The sequence below is a fragment of the Mumia flava genome, from assembly GCF_002797495.1.
Taxonomy (GTDB): Bacteria; Actinomycetota; Actinomycetes; order Propionibacteriales; family Nocardioidaceae; genus Mumia; species Mumia flava.
Window position 1 is genome coordinate 2,880,428 of the sequence record NZ_PGEZ01000001.1, and the last position, 25,819, is coordinate 2,906,246.

Here is a 25,819-nt window from a genome sequence, read left to right on the forward strand (position 1 = left end):
TCAGTCCGCCGCGGCAGCGGGCGCCGTTGCGACCTCGCGGCGGCGGCCCGGGCGCAGCTGCGTCGGACGGGCGTAGCAGAGCACCGCGACCAGCCCGATCACGAGCACCGCGGCCGGGAGCAGCAGCGACTGGCCCATCGCCGAGCTGAACCCCTCGACCGCCTGCGCCGGGAGCGAGCCGCCGGCAGACCCCATCTCCGCGGGGGAGACGTCGCCGCTTCCGGGCACCTCGACCGCGAGCCGCGCGGTCATGATGGCCGCGATCGCCGCACTGCCGAACACGGCGCCGACCTGACGCATCGTGTTGTAGATCCCGGAGCCGGCGCCGGCCTTGTCCATCGGCAGGTTGCGCGTCGCGGTGGAGGTCGTCGGACCCCACATGAAGCCGTTCGCGACTCCGAGCAGCGAGATCGGAAGCAGGATCTGCCAGACCGGGACGTCGGCGCTCAGCGTCATCCCCAGCCACACCAGCGCCACGATGAACGACCCGATCCCGATGCCGGACAGGATGCGCGGGTGCATCCGGTCGGCCAGCCCGCCGACCCACGGCGCGAGCACCGACGCGAGCACGGCCATCGGGATCAGCAGCATCCCGGCCTGGGTCGGGGTGTAGCCGCGCGCCACCTGGGCCCACAGCATCACCGGGAAGGACATCGCCGTGATGCCGAAGCCGATCGTCGCGATCGCCACCGCCGACAGCGAGAAGTTGCGGTCCCGGAACAGGCTGAGCGGCACCAGCGGCTCCGCGCGGTTGACCCGCTGCCAGACCACGAAGATCCCGAGGACGACCACGCCGGTCGCGATCAGACCCCACACCGTCACGAACCCGGTGATCGTCCCCCACTCGTACGTCTCGCCCTCCTGGATCCCGAAGACCAGCAGGAACATCCCGACGGCACTGAGCGCGACGCCGAGCAGGTCGAAGCGGTGCGACAGCGTCGGGAGCGCGGGGACGAGCCGCATCGCCAGCACGAAGCCGACGATCCCGACCGGGACGTTCACGAAGAAGATCCACTCCCACCCCAGCCCGTCGACGAGCAGCCCACCCGCGATCGGGCCGACGAGCATCGCGACGCCGGACACGGCGCCCCACAGGCTCATCGCGCGTCCGCGCTGGTCCGCGGGGAACGTCCGGGTGATGACGGACATCGTCTGCGGCGTCATCATCGACGCGCCGAGCCCCTGCACGACCCGGGCGGCGATCAGCATCTCGATCGTCCCGGTCAGCCCGCACCACAGCGACGCGGCGGTGAACAGCGCGAGCCCGGTCAGGTACACCCGCTTCGGTCCGACCCGGTCGCCCAGCCGTCCCGTGACCAGCAGCGGGACGGCGTACGCGAGCAGGTACGCGGAGGTGACCCACACGACCGTCGACACGTCGGCGTCGAACGACTCCATGATCGCCGGCATCGCGACCGTCACGATCGTGGTGTCGACCAGGATCATGAAGAACCCGATCACGAGCGCCCACAGCGCCGGCCACGGGCTGCGGGTCTCGGCGTCGGTCACTGCGGGTGCGGCCATGCGAGGTCCTTCGTACGGAGGCGGTCGAGCAGCCGGTCGATCCAGGCGAGCTCGGCGCGGTGGACGGTGAGCAGGTAGTCGGCGACGAACCAGTAGGCCTCGTGGACGCCGCGCTCGTGGGCGCGCACGATCACGGACTCCAGCTCGGCCTCGTCGGCTGCGAGGGCGTCACGGCGCTCGGCGAGCAGCGTGATGACCTCGTCGGCCGGGAGGTTGTGCGCCTCGCTGAGCGCGAACGGGAAGCGCGGGTACTCGTTCACGGGCGTACGAAGCAGGTCGGTGACCGCGCTGCGGAGCGCGTCGCGACCTGCGTCGGTCATCGCGTACGTGGTGCGCTCCGGGCGGTTGCCCGACCGCTCGGTGCCGACCGCCTCGACGAGCTGGTCGCGCTCGAGACGCTCGATCGTGTGGTAGAGCGAGCCGGCGCGCACCTTGAGCAGCCGGTCGTCGCGCCGCTCGATCAGCAGCTGGAGCATCTCGTACGGGTGCATCGGCCGCTCCGCGAGCAGCGCGATCGTCGAGATCGCGAGCGGGGTGAGAGCGGCCATCGGCGGTCCTGTGTGGTCGGTGCGGATTATTCCAGGTGGAATATTACGTCGGGCCTCGGACACGACCAAGGGCGGGACACGTGATCGTGTCCCGCCCTTCTGTCGGTTCCGCCACTGCTCGAGGCGGAGCGACTTCCCCCCGCTGGTCGAGGCGGAGCGAAGCGACGATCGAGACCCCTCAGGCCGGGGCGTCACCGTTCTCGGACTGCTCCGCCTGCTGCTTGGCGACCTCGGCGCGCACCTCGTCCATGTCGACCTCGCGTACCGCGTCGATCACCTGCTCCAGCGCCGTAGCGGGGAGCGCCCCGGGCTGGTTGAAGAGCAGGATGCCGTCGCGGAACGCCATCAGCGTCGGGATCGAGGTGATCTGGAGGCCACCGGCGAGCTCCTGCTCGGCCTCGGTGTCGACCTTGGTGAACGTGATGTCCTCGTGGGACTCCGACGCGGCCTCGAAGACCGGCGCGAACTGGCGGCACGGGCCGCACCAGGAGGCCCAGAAGTCCACCAGCACGATCCCGTCGGAGGAGATCGTGTCCATGAAGCTGTCAGCGGTCAGGGCGGTCGTTGCCATGTCTATCCGTTCCGATCGTGTCGGGAAGTCCGTTCTCGCCTGGTTCAACAGCGGACCGGCCGCACATGTTCCCGGCGCGCTCCCGTACGGCACGCCCGCGTCAGTGTCGAAGATCGAGGTCACTCCGTGTCAACGTTCTTCGACACTGAGGGAAGCGCCCGCCCTCAGGGGTTCTCGGCGCGGTGCGGGTGCGCTGGGTAGACGCCCATCACCTGCACCTCGGTGGAGAAGAACGCCAGCTCCTCGAGCGCCCGGGCGAGCGCCGGCTCGTCCGGATGCCCGTCGACCTCCGCGAGGAACATCGTCGCCGCGAACGCACCCCCGACCATGTAGCTCTCGAGCTTGGTCATGTTGATGCCGTTGGTCGCGAACCCGCCGAGCGCCTTGTAGAGCGCCGCCGGGATGTTGCGCACGTTGAAGATGAACGTCGTCACCGTCGGCCCGATCCCCACCGGCGGGACATCCGGGGTCCTCGACAGCACCACGAACCGCGTCGTGTTGTGGTCCTCGTCCTCGACGTGCCGCGCCAGCGTCTCCAGCCCGTACGTCTGCGCGGCCAGCGGCGTCGCGAGCGCGGCCTTGGTCGGGTCCGCCCACTCGGCGACCTCGCGCGCGGCGCCGGCGGTGTCGCCGGAGATCACCGGGACGAACCCGTGCTCGCGGATGATCTTGCGGCACTGCCCGAGCGCGTGCACGTGGCTGTGGACCTCGCGGACCTGGTCGATGGCCGTCCCCGGGACGACGAGCAGGTCGAAGTGGATCGGCAGGAAGTACTCGCCGACGATGTGCAGCCCGCTGGTCGGCAGGAAGTGGTGGATGTCCGCGACGCGGCCCGCGAGCGTGTTGTCGATCGGGATCATCGCCAGGTCTGCGCTCCCGTCGCTGACGGCGGCGAACGCGTCCTCGAACGACGCGCACGCGACGGGCTCGGCGTCCGGGTACGCGTCGGCGCAGGCGATGTGCGAGTTCGCGCCGGGCTCACCCTGATAGGCGATCCGGCGCGGGCCCTGGCCGGGAGCGGGCGTGCCGGATCCGGCGGTGTCGGGTGCAGCGTCGACGGTCACCGCGCCATCATCGCAGCAGCGGCTCAGCCGATGCGGCCGGCGCCGTCCTCGGGCGCGACCACGAACGTCCGCGGCTCCGTGAACTCGACCCGCGCGAACGCCGCGACCACCGCTTCGGTCAGCGCTTCGACCCGCTCGGCGTCGACGAGCGCGATCGCGCTCCCGCCGAACCCGCCGCCGGTCATCCGCGCACCGAGCGCGCCGTTCTCCAGCGCGGTCTCCACCGCCAGGTCCAGCTCCGGAGCACTCACCTCGTAGTCGTCGCGCAGCGACGCGTGCGACGCCGACATCAGCTGGCCGAACTGCGCCCAGTCACGCGACGACAGCGCCCGTACGGCCGAGCGCACCCGCTGCGTCTCGGTGATCACGTGCCGCAGCCGCGCCTTGAGCACCGGGTCGTCGACCTTCAGCACGGCGTCCGGCGGCGCGGTCGCCAGCACCTCGAGATCCAGCAGACCGGTGAGCTCCTCGGTCTGCGCCCGCCGCTTGCCGTACTCCCCGTCGGCGAGGCTGTGGCGTGCCTGCGTGTCGATCACGACCAGCGCGTACCCGTCGGCGACCCAGTGGGCCGGCACCGCCTCGACGGTCGGCGGCGTCGGAGCGGTCTCGATCAGTAGGGCGTGGCCGGACTGCCCGCACATCGCCGCGAGCTGGTCCATCGAGCCGGTCGGCGCCCCGACGTAGTCGTTCTCGGCGCGCTGGCACAGCAGCGCCGTCTCGATCGGGTCGAGCGACCACCCCTCCATCCCGGCCAGCGCGACCGCGACCCCGCACTCGATCGCGGCCGAGCTCGACAGGCCGGCGCCGAGCGGCACGTCGGAGTCGATCACGAGGTCGGCGCCGGAGACCCGGTGCCCCGCCTGCGCGAGCGACCAGACCGTGCCGGCGACGTAGCGCGCCCAGCCCTGGACGTCGCCCGGCGCGGTGTCGACACCGAACTCGACCGACTTCTCCGTTATCCCCGACCAGACCCGCACGCGGCCGTCGTCACGGCGGCGGACCTTGACGGTCGTGCGCCGGTCGATCGCGATCGGCAGGACCGGGCCGCCGAGGTAGTCGAGGTGCTCGCCGATCAGGTTCACCCGGCCGGGAGCCGCCCAGGTCGTGACCTCGCCGTCGGCCGCCTTCTCGTGCGCACTCATGGCCCCATCCTGGACTACGGCGCCTGGCTAGGCTGTCGGCGTGGACCAGACCCTGTGGAACGTGGCCCTGGTCGGGCTGTTCATCATCGTCGGTGGAGTGTTCGCGGCCGCGGAGATGGCCCTGGTCTCGATCCGTGACTCGCAGCTCGCCGAGATCGCGACCCGGGGCAAGCGCGGTGCGACGGTGGCCCGGCTGGCCTCGGACCCGAACCGTTTCCTGTCCGCCGTGCAGATCGGCGTCACCCTGTCGGGATTCCTGTCGGCGGCCTTCGGCGGAGCGACGCTCGCGGGCGACCTGAGCCCCGTCCTCGAGGACGCCGGGATGGCGCCCGGCGTCGCGTCCGTGGTCGCGCTGGTCGGGATCACGATCCTGATCTCGTACCTGTCGATCGTCTTCTCCGAGCTCAGTGCGAAGCGCCTGGCGATGCAGCACGCCGTCGCGTTCTCGATGGCGCTCGCGCCCGGCGTCGACCTGATGGCCCGGATCGCGACGCCGGTGATCTGGCTGCTGTCGGTCTCGACGAACTTCGTCGTCCGGATCCTCGGCGGCGACCCGTCCGCGGCCCGCGAGGAGATCACCGACGTCGAGCTGCGCGGTCTCGTGCAGACCACCGAGGGGCTCTCGGACGAGGAGCGGCGGATCGTCGACGACGTCTTCTCCGCCGGCGACCGGCACGTCCGCGAGGTCATGCTGCCGCGGACCGAGGTCGACTTCATGGACGCCTCGATGCCCGTCTACAAGGCGGTCGAGCTGGCCCGCGAGCAGCCGCACTCGCGCTACCCGGTGATCCGCGGCACCGCCGACGAGGTCGAGGGGTTCGTCCACGTCCGCGACCTGTTCGACCCCGCGATGCAGGGCCGCTCCGTACGGGTGGGTGAGCTGGTCCGCGACATCGTCGTGATCCCGGGGACCCGCAACGTGCTGGCCGCGATGACCGACATGCGTCGCGCGGGCGTGCACCTCGCGATCGTGATCGACGAGTACGGCGGCACCGACGGGATCGTGACGCTCGAGGACCTCGTGGAGGAGGTCGTCGGCGACATCCGCGACGAGTACGACACCGCGGAGCGGGCCGCGACGGGGTTCGTCGGCAACACGATGGTCGTCGAGGGTCTGCTGAACATCGAGGACTTCGCCGACGAGACCGGGGTGGCGCTGCCCGACGGCCCGTACGAGACCGTCGCCGGGTACGTGACGGCGCGGCTCGGGCGGATCCCGGAGGTCGACGACGTGGTCACGTACGAGGGGTTCCGGCTCGTGGTGGCGGCGAAGGACGGTCGGAGGGTCGCGCAGCTGCGCCTGGAGCGTGACGAGGGCCGGGCCGAGCTGGGGCTCGACGAGGGCTGAGCCGCACCCGCCCGGGCAAATCCGGTGGACCGGAGCGCGGAGCCTGCTGGCAGAATCGGAGCATGCCCGATCCGTCCTCGCGTCCCCGTGTGTTCTCCGGCATCCAGCCGACCGCCGACTCGTTCCACTTCGGCAACTACCTGGGTGCCCTGCAGCACTGGATCCGCCTGCAGGACGACCACGATGCCTTCTACTGCGTCGTCGACATGCACGCGATCACGGTCGACTACGACCCGGCCGCGCTGCGGGAGCGGACGTACCGCTCGGTCGCGCAGCTGCTGGCCCTCGGGCTCGACCCGCAGCGGGCCTCGGTGTTCGTGCAGAGCCATGTCCCGGAGCACGCGGAGCTCGCGTGGGTCCTGAACTGCATCACCGGCCTCGGCGAGGCGCAGCGGATGACGCAGTTCAAGGACAAGGCGGCCAGGGGGGGCCTCAACCAGGCCTCGGTCGGGCTGCTGACGTACCCGATGCTGATGGCGTCGGACATCCTGCTCTACCAGACCCAGGGCGTGCCGGTCGGCGAGGACCAGCGTCAGCACCTCGAGCTCACCCGCGACCTCGCGCAACGGTTCAACGGCCGCTTCGGCGAGACCTTCACCGTGCCCGAGCCGATCATCATCGCCGACACCGCGAAGATCGTGGACCTCCAGGACCCGACGATCAAGATGAGCAAGTCCGCGTCGTCGCCGAAGGGGATCGTCGACGTGCTGGACGATCCGAAGTCCGCGGCGAAGAAGATCCGGTCGGCGGTGACCGACTCCGAGGCCGAGGTGCGCTTCGACCGCGAGGAGAAGCCCGGCGTCTCGAACCTGCTGACGATCTACTCCGCGCTCACCGGCCGCAAGGTCGACGAGATCGCGGGGCAGTACGCCGGGCAGGGGTACGGCGCGTTCAAGGTCGACCTGAGCGAGATCGTGGCGGACTTCGTCGGCCCGCTGCGCGCGGCGACGATGGAGCTGCTCGACGACCGGGCCGAGCTCGACCGGATCCTCGGCGAGGGTGCGGCGCGTGCGCGCGAGGTCTCGCAGGCCACGCTCGACGCGGCGTACGACCGGGTGGGATTCGTCCGCGCCCGCTGATCGGGGCGGGTTCGGTCTCGATCGCTCGCGCCGCTCGCGCCTCGACCACCGGAGGGAGCTCGCTCCGCTCGCGCCTCGACCACCGGAGAGGTTCCGGATCGAGACGCGTCGTACGGCGTTGCGGCCTCGACTGCGACCGCCGATCTGCCGCTAGGGTGTCCGCATGCCCACGATCGGCGTCGCGATTCCCGTCCCCGAACCCTGGGGCAGCGAGTTGCGGGCGCACCGCGCCGACTTCGGGGACCCGGAGGCGGCGCGGATCCCCAGCCACGTGACGCTGCTCCCGCCGACCGAGGTCGAGGACACCGATCTGCCGAAGGTCTACGAGAAGCTCGCCGACGATGCGCGGGCGGTCGACCCGTTCCCGATGCGGCTGCGGGGGACGGGCACGTTCCGCCCGGTCTCGCCCGTGGTCTTCGTCGCGGTCAGCGAGGGGATCTCCAGCACGGAGGTGCTCGCGAAGCACGTGCGCGACGGACTGCTGGTCGGCCAGCTCGAGTTCCCGTACCACCCGCACGTCACCGTCGCCCACCACCTCGACGACGCGGCGCTCGACCGCGCGTACGCGACGCTCGCGGACTTCGAGTGCGACTTCGAGGTGCGCTCCTTCGCGCTGTACCGGCACGATGATGCGGATGGCTGGAGCCCGTCGCAGGAGTTCACGCTCGGCTGACACGCGCGACACGCGCGACCGGCGGACCGTACGACCGGCGAGGAAGAGGTGGGGGACCTGATCGCACGGCTGAAGGAGTGGTTCGAGCGCCAGCGGCGTCGGTGGCCGCTGCTCGACCACGTCGTCCGGATGGTCCAGTACGTCGGTGCGGTGAAGGGGACGCTGCTGGCCGGTGCGATCACCTACTTCGGCTTCCTGTCGGTCTTCCCGCTGCTCGCGCTCGCGTTCGGCCTGATCGGCAAGGTCAGCCAGTGGTTCCCCGACCTCGACGACGCGCTGGCGACCGCGGTCAGCGAGGTCTTCCCGGGCATCATCACCACCGAGGACCCGCCGCCGACGGGGCAGATCTCGATCGAGCAGATCGCCGGCTCGAGCGACGCGGTGATCGGGATCGGCTCCGTGCTCCTGCTGTACACCGGGCTGGGGTGGATCTCGCGGATGCGGGCGGTGCTCGCGACGATGTTCGACGTCCCGGAGCAGCGGGAGTTCGGGTTCGTCCCCGGCAAGCTGCGGGACCTGGCGGTGCTGATCCTGACCGGCGTCGTCCTGATCCTGTCGGTCAGCATCTCCGGTGCGGTCACGCAGTACGTCGGCGACCTCCTCGATCTGGTCGGCGTCCGCAGCGGCGTGGCGGAGCTCGGGATCGGTGTCCTGAGCGTGCTGCTCGGCGTGGCCAGCGGGGCTCTGCTGTTCTTCACCATGTACAAGCTCCTGTCGGGGACCGACGTGCCGAACCGCTCGCTGTGGCAGGGGGCGCTGCTCGCGGCGGTCGGCTTCGAGATCCTCAAGCAGCTCGCCTCGTTCGTCCTGGGCAACGTCGCCGGCGGCGCTCTCGCGACCTTCACGGTGGCGGTGACGATGCTGGTCTGGATCTACTACTTCTCCCAGCTGATCGTGTACGGCGCGGGCTGGGCGGTGACCTCGAGAGCGGCGCGGCACCGGGCCGTGGTGCCGCGCGTCGAGACCGTCCCGTCACCCGGGACCGCGGCGATCACGCCGGTCGGACGTGCGCCGGAGCGCCAGGACGCGGGCGCGGTCGGACGCGCTGCGTTCGTCGGGGCGGGAATCGTCGCGGCGGCGTGGGCGTGGGTGCGCTGGGACAAGAAGCGCGGCGCCTGACGCGTCAGGCGCGGTCGACCTCGGGGCCGCCCGGCTCGTCGGCGGTGGCGCCGAGGTGCTCGACGAGCATCCGGCGGAACGCCTGCGACGCGAGCGGCAGGGCCTCCGTACGGCGGTGCGCCAGCGCGATCGTCCGTGTGAGCCGCGGTCGTTCGATCGGCGTGCCCCGCAGCCCGGGACGCGACGCGAGGACCATCGGCGGCACCACCGCGTACCCCAGCCCGTCCTCGACGAACCGCAGCACCGCTCCCATCTCGCCGCCCTCGATCGCGAGCGTCGGCTCGAAGCCGGCGTCGAGGCACGCGTTCGTCGTGGTGTCGCGCAGGTCGTAGCCCTCGCGGAACGTCACCAGCGGCACACCCTCGAGATCGGCCACCGCGATCGGGTCGTCGCCGAAGCGTGACGGCGTCCCCGCCGGCCTCGCCAGCACGAGCCGCTCGCGCAGCAGCGGGGTCGCGACCAGGTCAGGGTCGCCGGCGCGCAGCGGGACGATCACGAGCGCCAGGTCGAGGTCGCCGCGTCCCAGGCCGCGGGTGAGGGTGCGCGACCCGCCCTCGGTGACCTCGAGCTCGATGCCCGGGTGGGCCGCGCGGAACGCCGCGAGCGTGCCCGACATCAGCCCGTCCCACATCGACGGCGTGGCGCCGATCCGGACGCGGCCGCGCTGCAGCCCGGAGACCTCGCGCACTGCGCGCAGGCCCTCGTCGACCTCGATCAGGATCTCCTGCGCATGGGGGAGCAGGGCCTCGCCGGCCGGGGTCAGCGACACGGCGCCGCGCTCGCGGACGAACAGCGCGGTGCCGAGCGAGTTCTCCAGGACGCGGATCTGCTTCGACAGGCTCGGCTGCGAGACGCCGCACTCGTCGGCGGCGTGCGTGAAGTGCCGGGTGCGGGCCACGGCGACGAAGTAGGCGAGCTGCTGGATCTGCACGCCTCCCAGTGTTCCATAGCCAACGGCTATGAAAGTGAGCCTCAGTATGACTTAGCGCACCTGCATCCGTTCGTCCTATCGTGATCGGGTGGCGACAACCGAGACGACCAAGCGGGTCACCGCGAGGCGGTCCACCGTGGCGCTGAAGGCGCTGATGGCGGTCTCCGGCCTCATCATGGTGGGCTACCTGCTCCTGCACATGTACGGCAACCTCAAGGTCTTCAGCGGCCAGGTTGCCTTCGACGAGTACGCGCACCACCTGCGGACGCTGGGCGAGCCGCTCCTTCCGTACGAGGGCGCGCTCTGGATCGTCCGCGTCGTGCTCCTCGCGGCGATCATCGCGCACATCTACTCGGCGGTGACGCTGACGATCCGCGACCGCAAGGCCCGCGGTGCGGTGGGCGGCCGGCGCTACCGGTCGACCCAGAACCGCCGCGGCTTCCAGCGCTCCTACGCGTCGTTCACGCTGCGCTGGGGCGGCGTCATCATCTTCGCGTTCATCATCTTCCACCTGCTGAACCTCACGACGAACGACATCCACCCCGGTGGCGCGTCCGGCAGCCCGTACGAGCGGGTCGTCAACACGTTCGAAGTCTGGTACATGGTGCTCGCGTACACGATCGCGCTGCTCGCGGTCGCGTTCCACCTGCGCCACGGCATCTGGGCCGCGTGCATGACGCTGGGTGCCAACACCAGCGCCCGCGCGCGCCGCAACCTCAACGTCCTCGCCTACGCGCTGGCCGCGATCATCACGATCGGGTTCCTGCTGCCGCCGTTCGCGATCTTCTTCGGATGGGTGGGCTGATTCCATGACCAACGTCAACGTCAACGAACGCACCGACGCCTTCACCGATCTGTACGAGCTGGGTTCTCCGGTCGCCGACACCAAGGCGCCCGGCGGCGAGATCGCGCAGTGGTGGGACACCCGTCGCTTCGAGGCCAAGCTGGTCAACCCGGCGAACCGCCGCAAGCTGAGCGTGATCATCATCGGCACCGGTCTGGCGGGCGCCTCGGCGGCCGCGACCCTCGGCGAGGGCGGCTACCACGTCAAGAGCTTCTGCTACCAGGACAGCCCGCGGCGGGCGCACTCGATCGCCGCGCAGGGCGGCATCAACGCGGCGAAGAACTACCGCAACGACGGCGACTCGATCTACCGGCTGTTCTACGACACGGTCAAGGGCGGCGACTTCCGCAGCCGCGAGTCGAACGTCTACCGCCTCGCGCAGGTCTCGGTCGAGATCATCGACCAGTGCGTCGCGCAGGGCGTCCCGTTCGCCCGCGAGTACGGCGGTCTGCTCGACAACCGCTCGTTCGGCGGCGTGCAGGTCTCTCGCACGTTCTACGCCCGCGGCCAGACCGGCCAGCAGCTGCTGATCGGCGCGTACCAGGCGCTGGAGCGGCAGGTCGCCGCCGGCACGGTCGAGATGAACACGCGGCACGAGATGCTCGAGCTGATCGTCGTCGACGGTCGCGCCCGCGGCGTGATCGTGCGCGACATGGTGAGCGGCGAGATCGAGACCCACTTCGCCGACGCGGTCGTGCTCGCCTCCGGCGGCTACGGCAACGTCTTCTTCCTCTCGACCAACGCGATGGGCAGCAACGTCACGGCGACGTGGCGTGCGCACCGCAAGGGCGCCTACTTCGGCAACCCGTGCTACACACAGATCCACCCGACCTGCATCCCGGTCTCCGGCGACTACCAGTCGAAGCTGACCCTGATGAGCGAGTCGCTGCGCAACGACGGCCGGATCTGGGTCCCGAAGAAGGCCGGTGACGACCGCGACCCGCGCCAGATCCCCGAGGAGGACCGCGACTACTACCTGGAGCGCCAGTACCCCTCGTTCGGCAACCTGGTGCCGCGTGACATCGCGTCGCGCGCCGCGAAGTACGTCTGCGACGAGGGCCGCGGCGTCGGCCCCGGCGGGCTCGGGGTCTACCTCGACTTCGGTGACGCGATCGACCGGCTGGGGCTCAAGGCGGTCGAGGCGAAGTACGGCAACCTCTTCGACATGTACGCCCAGATCACCGGCGAGAACCCGTACGAGACGCCGATGCGGATCTACCCGGCGGTGCACTACACGATGGGCGGGCTGTGGGTCGACTACGACCTCCAGTCGTCGATCCCCGGCCTGTTCGTGACCGGCGAGGCGAACTTCTCCGACCACGGCGCGAACCGTCTCGGCGCCAGCGCGCTGATGCAGGGCCTCGCCGACGGCTACTTCGTGCTCCCGAACACCCTCGCGAACTACCTCGCCGACGGGCCGTACGAGGCGCTCGACGAGTCGCACCCCGAGGCCGTCGCGGCACGGACCCAGGTCACCGACCGGATCGAGAAGCTGCTGTCGATCAACGGCTCCCGCACCGTCGACTCGTTCCACCGTGAGCTCGGCAACATCATGTGGGAGTACTGCGGCATGGCCCGCTCGGAGGGCGGCCTGCTCAAGGCGATCGAGTTGATCCGTGAGCTCAAGACCGAGTTCTGGCGCGACGTCAAGGTCACCGGCACGAACGAGGAGCTGAACCAGACCCTGGAGCGCGCCAACCGCGTCGCCGACTTCATCGAGCTCGGCGAGCTGATGTGCATCGACGCGCTGCACCGCCGCGAGTCCTGCGGTGGTCACTTCCGGGTCGAGAGCCAGACCGAGGACGGCGAGGCGCTGCGTCACGACGACGAGTTCGCCTACGTCGCCGCCTGGGAGTACGGCGGCGAGGACGGCGGCAAGCCGGTCCTGCACAAGGAAGAGCTGGTCTACCAGTACGTCGAGATGAAGCAGCGGAGCTACAAGTGAAGATCACCGTTCGTGTGTGGCGGCAGGCCAACCCGTCTGCCGAGGGCCAGATGGTCTCCTACGAGCTGGACGACGTCTCCGAGCACATGTCGTTCCTCGAGATGCTCGACGTGCTCAACGAGCGCCTCACCGTCACCGGCGAGGAGCCGATCGCGTTCGACAGCGACTGCCGCGAGGGCATCTGCGGCATGTGCGGGATCGTCATCAACGGGCTGGCGCACGGCCCGGAGCGTACGACGACGTGCCAGCTGCACATGCGCTCCTTCAACGACGGCGACGTGATCGACATCGAGCCGTGGCGCTCGGGCACGTTCCCGGTCGTCAAGGACCTCGTCGTCGACCGTGGCGCGTTCGACCGGATCATCCAGGCCGGCGGCTTCATCAGCGCTCCGACCGGATCGGCCGTCGAGGCCAACAACATCCCGGTGCCGAAGGAGAACGCCGACCACGCGTTCGAGGCGGCGACGTGCATCGGCTGCGGCGCCTGCGTCGCCGCGTGCCCGAACGGGTCGGCGATGCTGTTCACGGCCGCGAAGATCACCCACCTGGGCCTGCTGCCGCAGGGGCAGGCCGAGCGCGACTCGCGCGTGCTCGGGATGGTCGAGCAGCACGACGCCGAGGGCTTCGGCGGCTGCACGAACATCGGTGAGTGCACCGCGGCCTGCCCGAAGGGGATCCCGCTGTCGACGATCTCGCGACTCAACCGCGACCTGCTCGGCGCCCTCGCCAAGGGCAAGGCCTGACGTACGGCGTCTCGATCCTCGCTCCGCTCGGCCTCGACGAACGACTCCCGCTGGTCGAGGCGCGAGCGGAGCGTGTGGGTTCCCGCTGGTCGAGGCGCGAGCGGAGCGTGTGGGTTCCCGCTGGTCGAGGCGCGAGCGGAGCGAGTGATCGAGACCCGAGGCCTTCTGCTACTGCGTCAGCGCGCGGGAGCGGGCGGCCTCGTACTCGTCCTGCGTGATCATCTGGCGGTCGCGCAGGCTGGTGAGCTCGGCGAGCCGGGCTTCGAGCGACTTCCCGGCGAACATGGAGCCGTCGATGGCCCTCGCCATGGCCGTCGTCTCCATCGTCATCGGGTCGAGGCCGTGCCTGCGAGCCTCGCGGACGTTGCGGCGGACGGCGATCACCATGAAGGCCACGACGACGAAGAAGAAGATCGCGACGAATGCCAGGAACACGGTGAAGATCAGACCGACGCTGCCGAAGATGAGCTCGTCGCCCATGGCCCCTCCCGGGGATCCTGCCCACCGTTCTGCGGGCGTCCTGGCGAGAGCGTAACGGTAGCCTGGGGTCATGCTCACGCCTTCGGACCTCGTCGATGCTGTCGACGCACTGGTCCCCGACCTGCTCGAGATCAGGCGTGATCTGCACGCCCACCCCGAGCTGTCGTGGCAGGAGCACCGCACCACCGACGTGGTCGCCCGGCACCTCGACAAGCTCGGGCTGACCTGCTCCCCGCTGGGCGCGACCGGACTCGTGGCCGAGGTCGGGTCCGGCCCCGGACCCGTCGTCGCGCTGCGAGCGGACCTCGACGCGCTCCCGGTCGAGGACACGACCACCGATCCCTGGCGGTCGACCGTCGCGGGCGTGGCGCATGCCTGCGGCCACGACGTCCACACCACGGCGCTCCTCGGCGCGGCAGGGGCGCTGGCCACGCTCGACGACGCACGAGCGCTGCCGTTCCGGGTGCGGCTGGTCTTCCAGCCCGCCGAGGAGGTGATGCCCGGTGGCGCGCTGTCCTCGCTCGCGGCCGGGGCGCTCACCGGGGTCTCGCGCGTGTTCGCCCTGCACTGCGACCCGGCACTCGACGTCGGTACCATCGGCCTCCGCGAGGGCTCGCTCACCGGCGCCGCCGACATGATCACGGTGACGCTGGCCGGCCGCGGCGGGCACACCTCGCGCCCGCACCTCACCCAGGACCTGACGTTCGCGCTGGCGACGCTGTGCACCCAGCTGCCGGCGGCCCTGTCGCGGCGGGTCGACCCGAGGGCCGGCGCCAGCCTGGTGTGGGGGAGCATCAACGCCGGCAGCGCCCCGAACGTCATTCCCTCCTCCGGGCAGGTCCGCGGCACGCTGCGGATGCTCGACGCCGCCGCGTGGCACGACGCCGAGCACCTCGTGCGAGCCCTGGTCCGCGAGATCGTCGCGCCGTACGGCGTGGACGCCGACGTCGCCTACACCCGCGGCGTGCCGCCGGTCGTCAACGACGTCGAGTCGACCGAGCTGCTGCGGGACGCCGTCGCGGCCGCACTCGGCCCGAGCGCGGTGACCACCACGACGCAGAGCCTCGGCGGCGAGGACTTCGCCTGGTTCGTCGAGTCGGTCCCGGGCGCGATGGGGCGCCTCGGCACCCGGACCCCGGGCGGCCCCACGTACGACCTGCACCAGGGCAATCTCCGGGTCGACGAGCGCGCGGTCGCCGTCGGTGCGAAGGTGCTGGCGATGTCGGCCTTGGCGAGCGCGACGGTCTGAGACCCAGGGCGGGGACGGCCCTGGGTGTGCGTACGTGCCCGCTCAGTCCTTCGCGAATCGGTAGCCAAGATCGCGATTGCTGATGATCCACTTCGTCCGGCGGGGCGCGTGCACTCGCTTCTTCTTGCACCACTTGCCGTTCGGGGTGGTCCAGCACTCCCGGACCTTGAAGACGGGCTCCTTGATCCCGCTATAGCAGTACAGCTTCGAGCGTTTCGGGATCGTGCTCGAGACTCCTGACGAGAAGGTAGTTGTCTTGGACCGGCTCACGTCGAACGAGACACTTGCGGACAGCTTGGTAAAGATCCATGGGGAACCGAACTCTCCTGTGATCGTGAGAGACGTGCCCCACTTGAACGTCTTCGACTCGTCCACTCTGCACGTGACGGTAACTGGGCGGTCTGAGCGGTTCGCGAAGACTGCGGCGTCGCCGAGCCTGAAGCGTGTTCGTATGACCTTGAGGACCTTGATGCACTGTTGGATCGAGGAACCCGAGCTTCGGGCGGTCCGGCAGTACGTGCGTCCGTTGAGCCGCGCATGCGACGTTCGTTGGGTGGCTTGGGGCTGAGCGACGGCACGATCGGCGCCGGTCCGCTCGACGGAGCCCGCAGCTGTGCTCGGAAAACCGAGTCCCGCCAACAGGAGGAGGCCGAGGGTGAGGGACACGGCACGGTTCTGTCTTCGCATGGGTAGGGGCCACCCTTCTTCAGGAGGCGACGAGCGGTTCGCCGCGCGGAACGAACGTAGCGAACCGACGGGTCAGCTCGTGCCCGTCCGGCTCTGCTGGCGCAGCCGGACGTGGCCGCCCGGTAACAAGTGCGTATCGCCTTGGGACAGAGGTAGCCATGTGGCAGTTCTCGTCCGTGAGCGGGGTTATTGTCTGAAGATCATCCGGGGACGACCCCGGGTTGCACGAGTTTTCGATTGAGGAGTCCTCTTGCGTCGAATGGGCAAGCTGACCGCGTTCGCCGCGGTCGCCGTCCTGGCGGTGGCCGGGTGCGGTAGCGATGACAGCAGCAGCGATGGTGGCAGCGACAGCGGCAGCGAGAGCAGCAACGCGCTCGACTGCACGGCTGCCGAAGGCGACGGCCCCGCTGTCGGCGTCGCGTACGACGTCGGCGGCCAGGGCGACAAGTCGTTCAACGACGCCGCCGCCGCGGGTGTCGCCCAGGCGGTCGACGAGCTGGGTGCGACCTGCACCGAGGCCGAGGCGCAGGACGGCGAGCCGGAGTCGGCCCGCGAGGACCGCCTCCGTCAGCTGGCCGATGCCGGCAACAGCCCGATCCTGGCGGTGGGCTTCCTCTACAGCGAGGCGGTCAACGCGGTCGCTCCGGACTACCCGGAGATCAACTTCGCGGTCGTCGACGGATTCGACCCAGACGACGAGCCGAACGACAACGTCGCCTACCTCGGCTTCGCCGAGGAGCAGGGCTCCTTCCTGGTCGGCGCGGCCGCGGCACTCAAGACCGAGGCCGACCACATCGGCTTCGTGGGTGGCGTCAACACCGACCTGATCAAGAAGTTCGAGGCGGGCTACGTCGCGGGCGCGACCGAGGTCAACCCCGACATCACCGTCGACGTGACCTACATCGAGGAGTCCAACACGACGGGCTTCAACGACCCGGCCGGCGGCCAGGCCGCCGCGACCGGCATGTACGACCAGGGCGCCGACATCATCTACCACGCTTCGGGTGGTTCGGGCGCCGGCGTCTTCGAGGCCGCGGTCCAGGCAGGCGAGGGCATGTGGGCGATCGGTGTCGACTCCGACCAGTACCAGACGGCCTCGCCGGACGAGCAGGAGCACATCCTCACCTCCATGCTCAAGCGGGTCGACGTGGCCGCGTTCGACGCGATCGAGGCCGTCTCCAACGACGAGCCGCTGGTGAGCTACCAGGTCTACGACCTGGCGGCCGACGGCGTCGGCTACTCCACCTCCGGTGGGTACGTCGACGACATCTCCGGCGACCTCGACGACTACGCCCAGCAGATCGTGGACGGCGAGATCGAGGTTCCGACGGCTCCGTGATCGCGGGATAGGACGCTGAGGCCTATCGTCAAGGTCGAGGTGGGCCCGGGGACGGCGCAGCCGTTCCCGGGCCCGACCCCGCTGTGGGCGGGGAGGTGAGAGGAGCAGGATGACCGCAGCGGTCGAGCTGGCCGGGATCACGAAGACGTTTCCGGGCGTCGTAGCGAACCACGACGTGGACCTGACGATCGACGTCGGGACGGTGCACGCGCTGGTCGGTGAGAACGGCGCCGGCAAGTCGACGCTGATGAAGATCCTGTACGGCGTCCAGAAGCCCGACTCAGGGACGATCCGGATCAACGGCGAGACGGTCGGCTTCAGCAGTCCGAGCGACGCGATCGCACGCGGGATCGGCATGGTCTTCCAGCACTTCATGCTGGCGGACAACCTCACCGTCCTGGAGAACGTCGTCCTCGGCGCCGAGAAGCTCCACGGCACCGGCGCCGCCGCGCGCTCGGAGGTGCAGGCGATCTCCGACCGGTACGGCTTCGGTCTGGATCCCGACCTCCTCGTCGAGGACCTCGGTGTCGCCGCCCGTCAGCGGCTCGAGATCGTCAAGGTGCTCTACCGCGGCGCGAAGATCATCATCCTCGACGAGCCGACCGCCGTGCTGGTCCCGCAGGAGGTCGACGCGCTCTTCGAGAACCTCCGCGGGCTCAAGGAGCAGGGCCACACGCTGCTCTTCATCTCGCACAAGCTCGACGAGGTGCTCGCCGTCGCGGACGCCATCACGGTGATGCGACGGGGCACGACGGTCGGCGACGCCGAGCCGGGGTCGGTGACGAAGCACCAGCTGGCCGAGCTCATGGTCGGCTCCGAGCTGCCCGAGCCGCAGCACGGCGACTCGACGGTGACGGATCAGGTCCAGCTCGCCGTGCGCGACCTCACGTACGTCGACAGCTTCGGGCGCACGGTGCTCGACTCGGTCACCTTCGACATCCACCGGGGCGAGATCCTCGGCGTCGCCGGTGTCGAGGGCAACGGCCAGACCGAGCTGGTCGAGGCCCTGATGGCGATCCGGCCGAGCACGGGCGAGATCGAGCTGGGTGGGCGAGCCGTCACCGGGTGGCCCACCCGCCGGCGTCGCGCCGCCGGGATCGGCTACATCCCCGAGGACCGGCACCGGCACGGACTGCTGCTCGACTCGCCGCTGTGGGAGAACCGCATCCTCGGCCACGCCTACGAGCAGGTGGCGGTCCGCAAGGGCTGGATCAACCGCGGCGGTGCGCGCACCGACGCCGAGCGGATCGTCACCGAGTACGACGTCCGCACCCCCGGGATCGACACGACCGCTCGCGCGCTCTCGGGCGGCAACCAGCAGAAGTTCATCGTCGGTCGCGAGCTGTCCGGGCAGCCGGGCCTCCTGATCGCCTCGCACCCGACGCGCGGTGTCGACGTCGGAGCCCAGGCCGCGATCTGGGAGCAGATGAACGAGGCGCGGCGCGCCGGACTCGCGGTGCTCCTGATCTCGGCGGACCTCGACGAGCTGATCGGTCTGTCCGACCGGATCCAGGTGATGCTCCGAGGCAGACTGGTCGCCGAGTTCGACCCACGTGACGTGACGCCGCAGGACCTCGGCGCGGCGATGACCGGAGCGAAGGAGAGCGCATGAACAGGCTCCGCTCGTTCGGCCTGTCCCTGGCCGCCCCGCTCCTGGCGATCGCCTTCTCACTGGTCGTCACCAGCATCGTCATCGAGATCTCCGGCGGCTCGGCCTCCGACTTCCTCGCCATCATCTTCTCCTGGCCGGTCGACCGCCTCCTGGTCAACATCGTCAACCAGACGTCACTGATCTACCTGTCCGCGCTCGCCGCTGCGGTGGGCTTCCGGATGAACCTCTTCAACATCGGCGTCGAGGGCCAGTACCGCATGGCGGCCTACGCCGCCGCGGTGTTCGCCGGAGCGGCCATCCTGCCCGGCGCCCTGAACGTCCTGGGGGCACTGATCGTGGCGATGGCCGCCGGTGCCGCCTGGGCCGGGATCGCCGGTCTCTTGCGGGTCTACCGCGGCGTCAGCGAGGTGATCTCGACGATCATGCTGAACGCCATCGCCATCACCCTCACCGGCTACATGCTCAACACGTACGGCACCCAGGTCGGTGACTCCCGCCGGACCACCGAGATCCCGGCGTCGAGCCAGGTGCCGGGGTGGCAGCCGTTCGAGCAGTCCGCGGGCCAGGTGTGGACCGTGGGGCTCCTCGCGGTGATCGCCGGCGTGACGTTCTGGCTCGTGCTCAACCGGACCCGGTTCGGGTTCGACCTGAGGGCGACCGGTCAGTCACCGACGGCCGCGATCGCCAGCGGCGTCAACAACCGCCGGATGACACTGCTCGCGATGCTGATCTCGGGCGCGATCGCCGGCCTGGTGTGGATGCCCTCACTGTTCGGGTCGTCGCACTACTACGGCTCGACGTTCCAGACCGGGCTCGGCTTCACGGGCATCGCGGTCGCGCTGCTCGGCCGCAACAAGGCACTCCCGATCGCCTTCGCGGCCCTGTTGTTCGCCTACCTGAACGAGCAGTCCAACCGCCTGACGATCGAGGCGGGGATCTCGGTCGAGGTCATCCAGATCACCCAGGGCGTGATCGTGCTCGCAGTCGTGATCGCCTACGAGCTCGTCCGCCGCTACCGCCTGCGGGCCGAGGAACGGCGGGTGGCCCAGTCCTCCGGACCGTCGTCCCCGAGTGTTGAGGAGGTGGCGGTATGACCACCACGGCACCCGAGCCCACGCAGTCGCCGGACGGGCGCATCGCGCGTCTCGGTCGCGGCTACCTGTGGCTGCTCGTCACCGTCGGCTTCCTCGCGATCGTGTCCACCGTCCGGGTCTTCAGCGGGGCGGGCCAGCTCAACTCCGTCGGGACGCTGCAGGCCGCGCTGATCGCGACCTGCCCCATCCTGCTCGCGGCCCTCGGCGGTCTGTGGTCGGAGCGTTCGGGCGTGGTCAACATCGGTCTCGAGGGCGGGATGATCCTCGGCACCTGGGGTGCGGCCTACTTCACCTACTTCTACGGGCCGTGGGTCGGTCTGATCGGCGCGGCGCTGATGGGCGCGCTCGGCGGCATCCTGCACGCGATCGCGACCGTGACCTTCGGCGTCGACCACATCGTCTCCGGCGTCGCGATCAACATCATCGCCGCGGGCGCGGTCAGCTTCCTGGCCGAAGCGTACTTCCGCGACCTCCAGGGCGGCGGCATCAAGCAGCTCACCGGCCTCGACACGCCCCCACGGATCGAGATCCCGTGGCTGGGGGAGGCCGCGAGCGACCTGGCGGGCCAGGGGTGGTTCTTCGTATCCGACCTCTCCGCCGTCGTCGGCGCCCTGACCAACGGTCTGTCGATCATGGTCTACCTGGTCGCGGGCCTGGTCGTCCTGACCTGGTGGGTGCTGTGGCACACGGCGTTCGGGCTGCGTCTGCGGTCGTGCGGCGAGAACCCTCAGGCGGCCGAGACGCTGGGCGTCAACGTCTACCGCTACAAGTACATCGGCGTCGTGATGTCCGGGGTCTTCGCCGGGCTCGGCGGCTACATGCTGGTGCTGGTCTCGTCCAGCGGCTTCGTCACCGGCCAGACCGGCGGGCGCGGCTACATCGGCCTCGCGGCGATGATCTTCGGCAACTGGCGGCCGTTCGGTGCGGCCGGTGCCGCGACGATGTTCGGCTACACCGACGCGATGCAGCTGCGCAGCAACGACGCGGTGCACGCGCTGCTGCTGCTCGTGGCGGTCCTGCTGTTCGTGTTCGCGATCCTGCGCCTGCGTCAGGGAGACCGCCTGAACACCTCCCTCTACGCGATCATCGGCGTGGCGTTCCTCGTGTGGTTCTTCAACAGCGACTCCGTGCCGCGCGAGTTCGCCGGCATGACGCCGTACGTCGCGACGCTGCTGGTCCTGGCCCTGGGGACGCAACGCCTGAGGATGCCGGCAGCCGACGGAAAGCCCTATAAGAAGGGTCAGGCCGGATAGTGGCGGACACGTCTGCGCAGGAGCCGGACTTCGAGGCGCTGCGCGAGGTGGCGACCGGAGCGATGCGCCGGGCCTACGCCCCGTACTCCGGCTATCCCGTCGGCGCCGCTGGCCTCGTCGACGACGGCAGGGTCGTGGTCGGGTGCAACGTCGAGAACGCCGCGTACGGCGTGGGACTGTGCGCCGAGTGCGGGATGGTCTCGGCGCTGCACGCGACCGGCGGCGGGAAGCTCGTCGCCGTCGTCTGCGTGGACCGCGACGGCCAGGCGCTGATGCCGTGCGGTCGGTGCCGCCAGCTGCTCTGGGAGAACGGCCGCCCGACGACGCAGCTGCTCACCGCACGCGGGCCGGTGCCGATGACCGAGGTGCTGCCCGACGCGTTCGACGCCACCGACCTCGGCGCGCAGGGTTGACGCCCCGCGGGCGATGATGGCGTCGTGGACACCGACGTCGATCTGGCCGACCCGGCCTTCGTGGCCGACCCGTACCCGACGCTCGCCGAGCTGAGGGACCAGGGGCCGATGCTGTGGCACGCACCGACCGGTCGGTGGCTCGCCACGACCCATGCGGCTGTCTCCGCCACGCTCCGCAACCGCCGGCTCGGTCGGATCTGGACCGACTGGGACCCGGTCGAGGAGATGGAGCCGTTCAACGCGCTGCACCGCAACCAGATGATGGAGAACGAGCCGCCCGAGCACACCCGGTTGCGCCGGCTGGTCGCGGCGGCGTTCGGTCGTGGCCACGTGGAGCGGATGCGCCCGCGGGTCGAGGCCCTGACGGCACGCATGCTGGACGACGTCGCGGACCTCGCGTCCGCCGGCGACGGGACGGTCGACGTCCTCGGCGCGTACGCCGAGCCGCTCCCGGTCTACGTCATCTGCGACATGCTCGGCGTGCCCGGGGACGACCACGCGCGCCTGCGTGGTTGGTCCCAGGGCATCGTCCACATGTACGAGGAGGGGGTCGACGACGCGACGAAGCGTCAGGCGATCGAGGCCAGCACCGAGTTCAGCGCGTACGTCGCCGATCTCGTCGAGGTGCGCAAGCGGGCGATCACAGACGGCCGCGGCGGGGACGACCTGCTCACCGACCTGATCGCGGAGCGCGACTCCGGGACGCGCCTGTCCGACGACGAGCTGGTCGCCACCGTCGTCCTGCTGCTCAACGCCGGCCACGAGGCGTCGGTCAACGTGTTCGGAAACGGCCTGCACGCGCTGCTGTCGCACCCGTGGCAGCGCGACCGGGTGCTGGCCGGCGAGGTGCCGGTGGCCACGGCGCTGGAGGAGCTGATCCGCTACGACGCGCCGCTGCAGCTGTTCGAGCGGACCGCGACCACGGAGGTCGAGATCGAGGGGACCACGGTGCGCCCGGGCGAGACGGTCGCGTGCCTGATGGGCTCCGCGAACCGCGATCCCGCGGTGTTCGACGATGCAGCGGCCTTCGACGTCGCTCGTGACCCGAACCCGCACGTCGGGTTCGGTATGGGCCTGCACTTCTGCCTCGGCGCGCCGCTGGCGCGGATGGAGCTGGAGATCTCGTTGCGTGGTCTGCTGGAGCGGTTCGGCCCCGTGGAGCTGACCGGTGTGGCTCCCCGGCGCCCGACCTGGGTGCTGCGCGGTTTCGAGTCGGTCGAGGTGGACCTGAAGGAGGCAGCATGACGCCGCAGGAGCACGACGCGGTCGAGGTGATCGCGACCAAACGGGACGGGGGCCGGCTGAGCGGCTCCCAGATCGACTGGGTGGTCGACGCGTACACCCGCGACGTGGTCGCGCCGGAGCAGATGTCGGCCCTGGCGATGGCGATCGTCCTGAACGGGATGGACCGTGAGGAGATCGCTCGCTGGACCGACGCGATGATCCGCAGCGGGCAGCGGATGGACTTCTCGTCGCTGTCGCGGCCGACCGCCGACAAGCACTCGACCGGCGGCGTCGGCGACAAGATCACTCTCCCGCTGGCCCCCCTCGTGGCGGCCTGCGGCGTCGCCGTGCCCCAGCTGTCCGGTCGCGGGCTCGGACACACCGGCGGGACCCTCGACAAGCTGGAGGCGATCCCGGGCTGGCGCGCCGACCTGGACAACGCCGCGATGCTCGAGCAGCTCGACGAGGTCGGGGCCGTGATCTGCGCGGCCGGCACCGGTCTGGCACCGGCGGACAAGAAGCTGTACGCGCTGCGCGACGTCACCGGGACCGTCGAGTCGATCCCGCTGATCGCGAGCTCGATCATGAGCAAGAAGATCGCGGAGGGCACGGGTTCGCTCGTGCTCGACGTCAAGGTCGGGTCGGGAGCGTTCATGAAGGACCTGGACGACGCCCGTGAGCTCGCGCGCACGATGGTCGAGCTGGGCCGCGCTGCCGGGGTCGACACCCGCGCGCTGCTGACCGACATGGCGACGCCGCTGGGGCGCACCGCCGGCAACGCGCTCGAGGTGGCCGAGGCGGTCGAGGTGCTCGCCGGCGGCGGGCCGGAGGACGTGGTCGAGCTGACCCTCGCGCTGGCGCGGGAGATGCTCGCCTCGGTCGGTCGTGACGACATCGACCCCGCGGACGTCCTGGCCGACGGCCGCGCGATGGACTGCTGGCGCGCGATGATCAGCGCGCAGGGGGGCGACCCGGACGCGCCGCTGCCGCACGCCGCCGACATCCAGGTCGTCGCGGCGGAGGAAGACGGGTACGTCGCCCGGATCGATGCGATGGCGGTCGGGCTCGCGGCGTGGCGGCTGGGGGCGGGACGCTCGCGGCCGGGGGAGACGGTCCAGGCCGGCGCGGGCGTGGAGCTGCACGTGGGCCTGGGTGACCGGGTTCGCCGCGGACAGCCCTTGATGACCCTGCACACCGAGACCCCGGAACGCCTCCCGCGTGCCCTGGCGGCGCTCGACGACGGCCTGGAGCTGAGCGAGCAGCCCACGCCGGTCCGGGACTCGGTGATCCTGGACCGGATCACCTGACCCGACGTCGGGTGTGGCCCACGTCACGGATACGGTGAGGTCATGCGCGTGCTCAACTCTTCGGACGAGATCGCCTCGGCCGCCGGCACCACGCTCGGGACGAGTGAGTGGCTGGAGGTCACCCAGGACCGCATCGACGCGTTCGCCGACGCGACCGGGGACCACCAGTGGATCCACGTCGACCCGCAGAAGGCGCTCGAGGGGCCGTACGGCTCGACCATCGCCCACGGCTATCTGACGCTGTCGCTGGTTCCGCTGTTCGGGTCCCAGGTGTTCGCGTTCGCAGGCGACGCCGCCAAGGTGAACTACGGCCTCAACAAGGTACGGTTCCCCGCGCCGGTCCCGGTGGGATCGAAGGTGCGCGGACACGTCGCGCTGGGCGACGTGGTGGACATCCCCACCGGCCAGCAGGTCACGATCCGCTACACGATCGAGATCCAGGGCTCGGACAAGCCGGCCTGCGTCGCCGAGACCGTCGTGCTGCTGCTCGGCTCCTGAGGAGCAGCGGCAGGCCACTAGGCTGGCCGCATGCTGACGCTCGAGGAGATCCGAGGGGTTCCGAAGGTCCTGCTGCACGACCACCTCGACGGAGGGGTGCGGCCGCAGACCGTGGCCGAGATCGCCGAGCGGATCGGTCACCGCCTGCCGGTCGAGGACCCCGACGACCTCGGCCGCTGGTTCGCCGACGCGGCCGGCTCCGGCACACTGGTGCGCTACCTCGAGACCTTCGAGCACACCGTCGCCGTGATGCAGACGACCGAGGACCTGGTCCGGGTCGCGCGCGAGTGCGTGGTCGACCTCGCCGGCGACGGGGTCGTGTACGCCGAGGTGCGGTGGGCCCCGGAGCAGCACCTGACGGCGGGGCTGACGCTGACCGGTGCCGTCGATGCGGTCCGCGAGGGGTTCGCCCAGGGCACGGCCGAGGCGCAGCGTGCGGGGCGGACGATCGTCGCGCGTCAGATCCTCACCGCGATGCGGCACCAGGCGCGTTCCCTGGAGATCGCCGAGCTCGCGGTGGCGTACCGCGACTCGGGCGTGGTCGGGTTCGACATCGCCGGCGCTGAGGCGGGCTACCCGCCCACCCGGCACCTCGACGCCTTCGAGTACCTCCACCGCGAGAACGCCCACTTCACCATCCACGCCGGCGAGGCGTTCGGGCTGCCCTCGATCTGGCAGGCGATCCAGTGGTGCGGCGCCGACCGGCTCGGTCACGGCGTCCGGATCATCGACGACGTGGACACGTCGGACCCGTCGGCCCCGCGGCTCGGGCGGCTCGCCGCGTACGTCCGTGACAAGCGGATCCCGCTGGAGCTGTGCCCGTCGTCGAACGTCCAGACCGGAGCGGCGGCGTCGATCGCCGAGCACCCGGTCGGCACGCTGGCCGACCTCGGGTTCCGGGTGACCGTCAACACCGACAACCGCCTGATGAGCCAGACGTCGATGAGCCGGGAGATGGCGCTGCTCAGTGAGGCGTTCGGTTACGGGCTGGACGACCTGCGATGGTTCTCGGTGAACGCGATGAAGAGCGCCTTCCTGCCCTTCGACGAGCGCCTCGCGATGATCCAGGACGTGGTCAAACCGGGATATGATACGCGGTCTCTCGACACGCTCTGATACCTTGGCCCCGCGG

At 70.4% G+C, this 25,819-nt stretch carries 25 protein-coding genes; 17 read left to right on the top strand and 8 right to left on the bottom strand.

Annotated features, from left to right (window positions below):
• The 5 genes from CLV56_RS13390 to galK all read right to left on the bottom strand — a co-directional run bounded on the left by CLV56_RS13390 (window position 1) and on the right by galK (window position 4,849).
• A complete protein-coding gene (locus tag CLV56_RS13390; protein ID WP_100414952.1) occupies window positions 1-1,524 on the bottom strand; it encodes a DHA2 family efflux MFS transporter permease subunit in 1,524 nt (507 codons plus the stop codon).
• Window positions 1,506-2,072, bottom strand: coding sequence for a PadR family transcriptional regulator (locus CLV56_RS13395; RefSeq protein WP_039352600.1), 567 nt, complete (start codon window positions 2,070-2,072; stop codon window positions 1,506-1,508). The genes CLV56_RS13390 and CLV56_RS13395 overlap by 19 nt, the downstream gene beginning before the upstream one ends.
• A 178-nt stretch (window positions 2,073-2,250) precedes the next feature.
• Complete coding sequence (gene trxA / locus CLV56_RS13400) at window positions 2,251-2,643, bottom strand: thioredoxin (RefSeq protein ID WP_039352603.1); 393 nt, start codon at window positions 2,641-2,643, stop codon at window positions 2,251-2,253.
• 164 nt (window positions 2,644-2,807) lie between these two features.
• A complete protein-coding gene (locus CLV56_RS13405; RefSeq protein ID WP_039352701.1) occupies window positions 2,808-3,638 on the bottom strand; it encodes a prephenate dehydratase in 831 nt (276 codons plus the stop codon).
• A 92-nt stretch (window positions 3,639-3,730) separates the two neighbouring features.
• Window positions 3,731-4,849, bottom strand: a complete 1,119-nt coding sequence (gene galK / locus CLV56_RS13410; RefSeq protein WP_039352605.1) for a galactokinase — start codon at window positions 4,847-4,849, stop codon at window positions 3,731-3,733.
• 40 nt (window positions 4,850-4,889) lie between these two features.
• Here galK and CLV56_RS13415 point away from each other — a divergent pair, with 40 nt between their 5' ends.
• The 4 genes from CLV56_RS13415 (at window position 4,890) to CLV56_RS13430 (ending at window position 9,068) form a co-directional block, all read left to right on the top strand.
• Window positions 4,890-6,197 carry a hemolysin family protein gene (locus CLV56_RS13415; RefSeq protein ID WP_039352607.1) on the top strand — a complete coding sequence of 436 codons (1,308 nt, stop codon included), beginning with the start codon at window positions 4,890-4,892 and terminating at the stop codon, window positions 6,195-6,197.
• Between the two features lie 62 nt (window positions 6,198-6,259).
• Window positions 6,260-7,276, top strand: coding sequence for a tryptophan--tRNA ligase (trpS, locus tag CLV56_RS13420; protein ID WP_039352610.1), 1,017 nt, complete (start codon window positions 6,260-6,262; stop codon window positions 7,274-7,276).
• A 163-nt stretch (window positions 7,277-7,439) separates the two neighbouring features.
• Complete coding sequence (locus tag CLV56_RS13425) at window positions 7,440-7,949, top strand: 2'-5' RNA ligase family protein (RefSeq protein ID WP_039352613.1); 510 nt, start codon at window positions 7,440-7,442, stop codon at window positions 7,947-7,949.
• 48 nt (window positions 7,950-7,997) lie between these two features.
• Complete coding sequence (locus CLV56_RS13430; protein WP_100414954.1) at window positions 7,998-9,068, top strand: YihY/virulence factor BrkB family protein; 1,071 nt, start codon at window positions 7,998-8,000, stop codon at window positions 9,066-9,068.
• 4 nt (window positions 9,069-9,072) lie between these two features.
• Here CLV56_RS13430 and CLV56_RS13435 read toward each other — a convergent pair whose 3' ends face one another.
• Entirely contained in the window at window positions 9,073-9,999 is a 927-nt protein-coding gene (locus tag CLV56_RS13435) for a LysR family transcriptional regulator (protein ID WP_039352616.1), read from the bottom strand.
• An 88-nt stretch (window positions 10,000-10,087) separates the two neighbouring features.
• Here CLV56_RS13435 and CLV56_RS13440 point away from each other — a divergent pair, with 88 nt between their 5' ends.
• The 3 genes from CLV56_RS13440 to CLV56_RS13450 are packed head-to-tail and all read left to right on the top strand — an operon-like array spanning window position 10,088 to window position 13,531.
• Entirely contained in the window at window positions 10,088-10,804 is a 717-nt protein-coding gene (locus tag CLV56_RS13440) for a succinate dehydrogenase cytochrome b subunit (RefSeq protein WP_039352618.1), read from the top strand.
• A gap of 4 nt (window positions 10,805-10,808) precedes the next feature.
• On the top strand, window positions 10,809-12,788 hold the full coding sequence (locus CLV56_RS13445; protein ID WP_100414955.1) for a fumarate reductase/succinate dehydrogenase flavoprotein subunit: 1,980 nt from the start codon (window positions 10,809-10,811) through the stop codon (window positions 12,786-12,788).
• Window positions 12,785-13,531 carry a succinate dehydrogenase/fumarate reductase iron-sulfur subunit gene (locus CLV56_RS13450; RefSeq protein ID WP_039352621.1) on the top strand — a complete coding sequence of 249 codons (747 nt, stop codon included), beginning with the start codon at window positions 12,785-12,787 and terminating at the stop codon, window positions 13,529-13,531. Before CLV56_RS13445 ends, CLV56_RS13450 begins: the two co-directional genes overlap by 4 nt.
• Window positions 13,532-13,699: 168 nt before the next feature.
• Here CLV56_RS13450 and CLV56_RS13455 read toward each other — a convergent pair whose 3' ends face one another.
• Window positions 13,700-14,011: an SHOCT domain-containing protein gene (locus CLV56_RS13455; RefSeq protein WP_100414956.1), complete on the bottom strand. Its 312-nt coding sequence runs from the start codon at window positions 14,009-14,011 to the stop codon at window positions 13,700-13,702.
• 70 nt (window positions 14,012-14,081) lie between these two features.
• Between CLV56_RS13455 and CLV56_RS13460 the strand changes: the two genes are divergently transcribed.
• Window positions 14,082-15,260, top strand: coding sequence for an amidohydrolase (locus tag CLV56_RS13460; protein ID WP_039352624.1), 1,179 nt, complete (start codon window positions 14,082-14,084; stop codon window positions 15,258-15,260).
• Window positions 15,261-15,302: 42 nt separating this feature from the next.
• Here the strand turns inward: CLV56_RS13460 and CLV56_RS20635 are convergent, their stop codons facing one another.
• A complete protein-coding gene (locus CLV56_RS20635; RefSeq protein ID WP_157805162.1) occupies window positions 15,303-15,530 on the bottom strand; it encodes a hypothetical protein in 228 nt (75 codons plus the stop codon).
• A gap of 676 nt (window positions 15,531-16,206) precedes the next feature.
• On the opposite strand from CLV56_RS20635, the gene CLV56_RS13470 reads away from it, so the two are divergent.
• From CLV56_RS13470 to CLV56_RS13510, 9 genes are all read left to right on the top strand, one after another.
• Complete coding sequence (locus tag CLV56_RS13470) at window positions 16,207-17,286, top strand: BMP family lipoprotein (RefSeq protein WP_100414958.1); 1,080 nt, start codon at window positions 16,207-16,209, stop codon at window positions 17,284-17,286.
• 109 nt (window positions 17,287-17,395) lie between these two features.
• The gene (locus CLV56_RS13475) at window positions 17,396-18,898 is read left to right on the top strand and encodes an ABC transporter ATP-binding protein (protein WP_039352636.1); all 1,503 of its coding nucleotides are present in this window, start codon (window positions 17,396-17,398) and stop codon (window positions 18,896-18,898) included.
• Window positions 18,895-19,992: an ABC transporter permease gene (locus CLV56_RS13480; protein WP_039352639.1), complete on the top strand. Its 1,098-nt coding sequence runs from the start codon at window positions 18,895-18,897 to the stop codon at window positions 19,990-19,992. Before CLV56_RS13475 ends, CLV56_RS13480 begins: the two co-directional genes overlap by 4 nt.
• Complete coding sequence (locus CLV56_RS13485) at window positions 19,989-21,245, top strand: ABC transporter permease (RefSeq protein ID WP_039352642.1); 1,257 nt, start codon at window positions 19,989-19,991, stop codon at window positions 21,243-21,245. Before CLV56_RS13480 ends, CLV56_RS13485 begins: the two co-directional genes overlap by 4 nt.
• Window positions 21,245-21,658, top strand: coding sequence for a cytidine deaminase (locus CLV56_RS13490; RefSeq protein ID WP_039352645.1), 414 nt, complete (start codon window positions 21,245-21,247; stop codon window positions 21,656-21,658). Before CLV56_RS13485 ends, CLV56_RS13490 begins: the two co-directional genes overlap by 1 nt.
• A 24-nt stretch (window positions 21,659-21,682) precedes the next feature.
• Window positions 21,683-22,903 (top strand): cytochrome P450, encoded by a 1,221-nt coding sequence (locus CLV56_RS13495; RefSeq protein WP_039352648.1) that lies wholly within the window; start codon window positions 21,683-21,685, stop codon window positions 22,901-22,903.
• Window positions 22,900-24,189 (top strand): thymidine phosphorylase, encoded by a 1,290-nt coding sequence (locus CLV56_RS13500; RefSeq protein WP_039352650.1) that lies wholly within the window; start codon window positions 22,900-22,902, stop codon window positions 24,187-24,189. Before CLV56_RS13495 ends, CLV56_RS13500 begins: the two co-directional genes overlap by 4 nt.
• A gap of 42 nt (window positions 24,190-24,231) precedes the next feature.
• Entirely contained in the window at window positions 24,232-24,687 is a 456-nt protein-coding gene (locus CLV56_RS13505; RefSeq protein WP_039352654.1) for a MaoC family dehydratase, read from the top strand.
• 30 nt (window positions 24,688-24,717) lie between these two features.
• Window positions 24,718-25,803: an adenosine deaminase gene (locus CLV56_RS13510; RefSeq protein WP_039352657.1), complete on the top strand. Its 1,086-nt coding sequence runs from the start codon at window positions 24,718-24,720 to the stop codon at window positions 25,801-25,803.
• Window positions 25,804-25,819 lie beyond the last annotated feature (16 nt).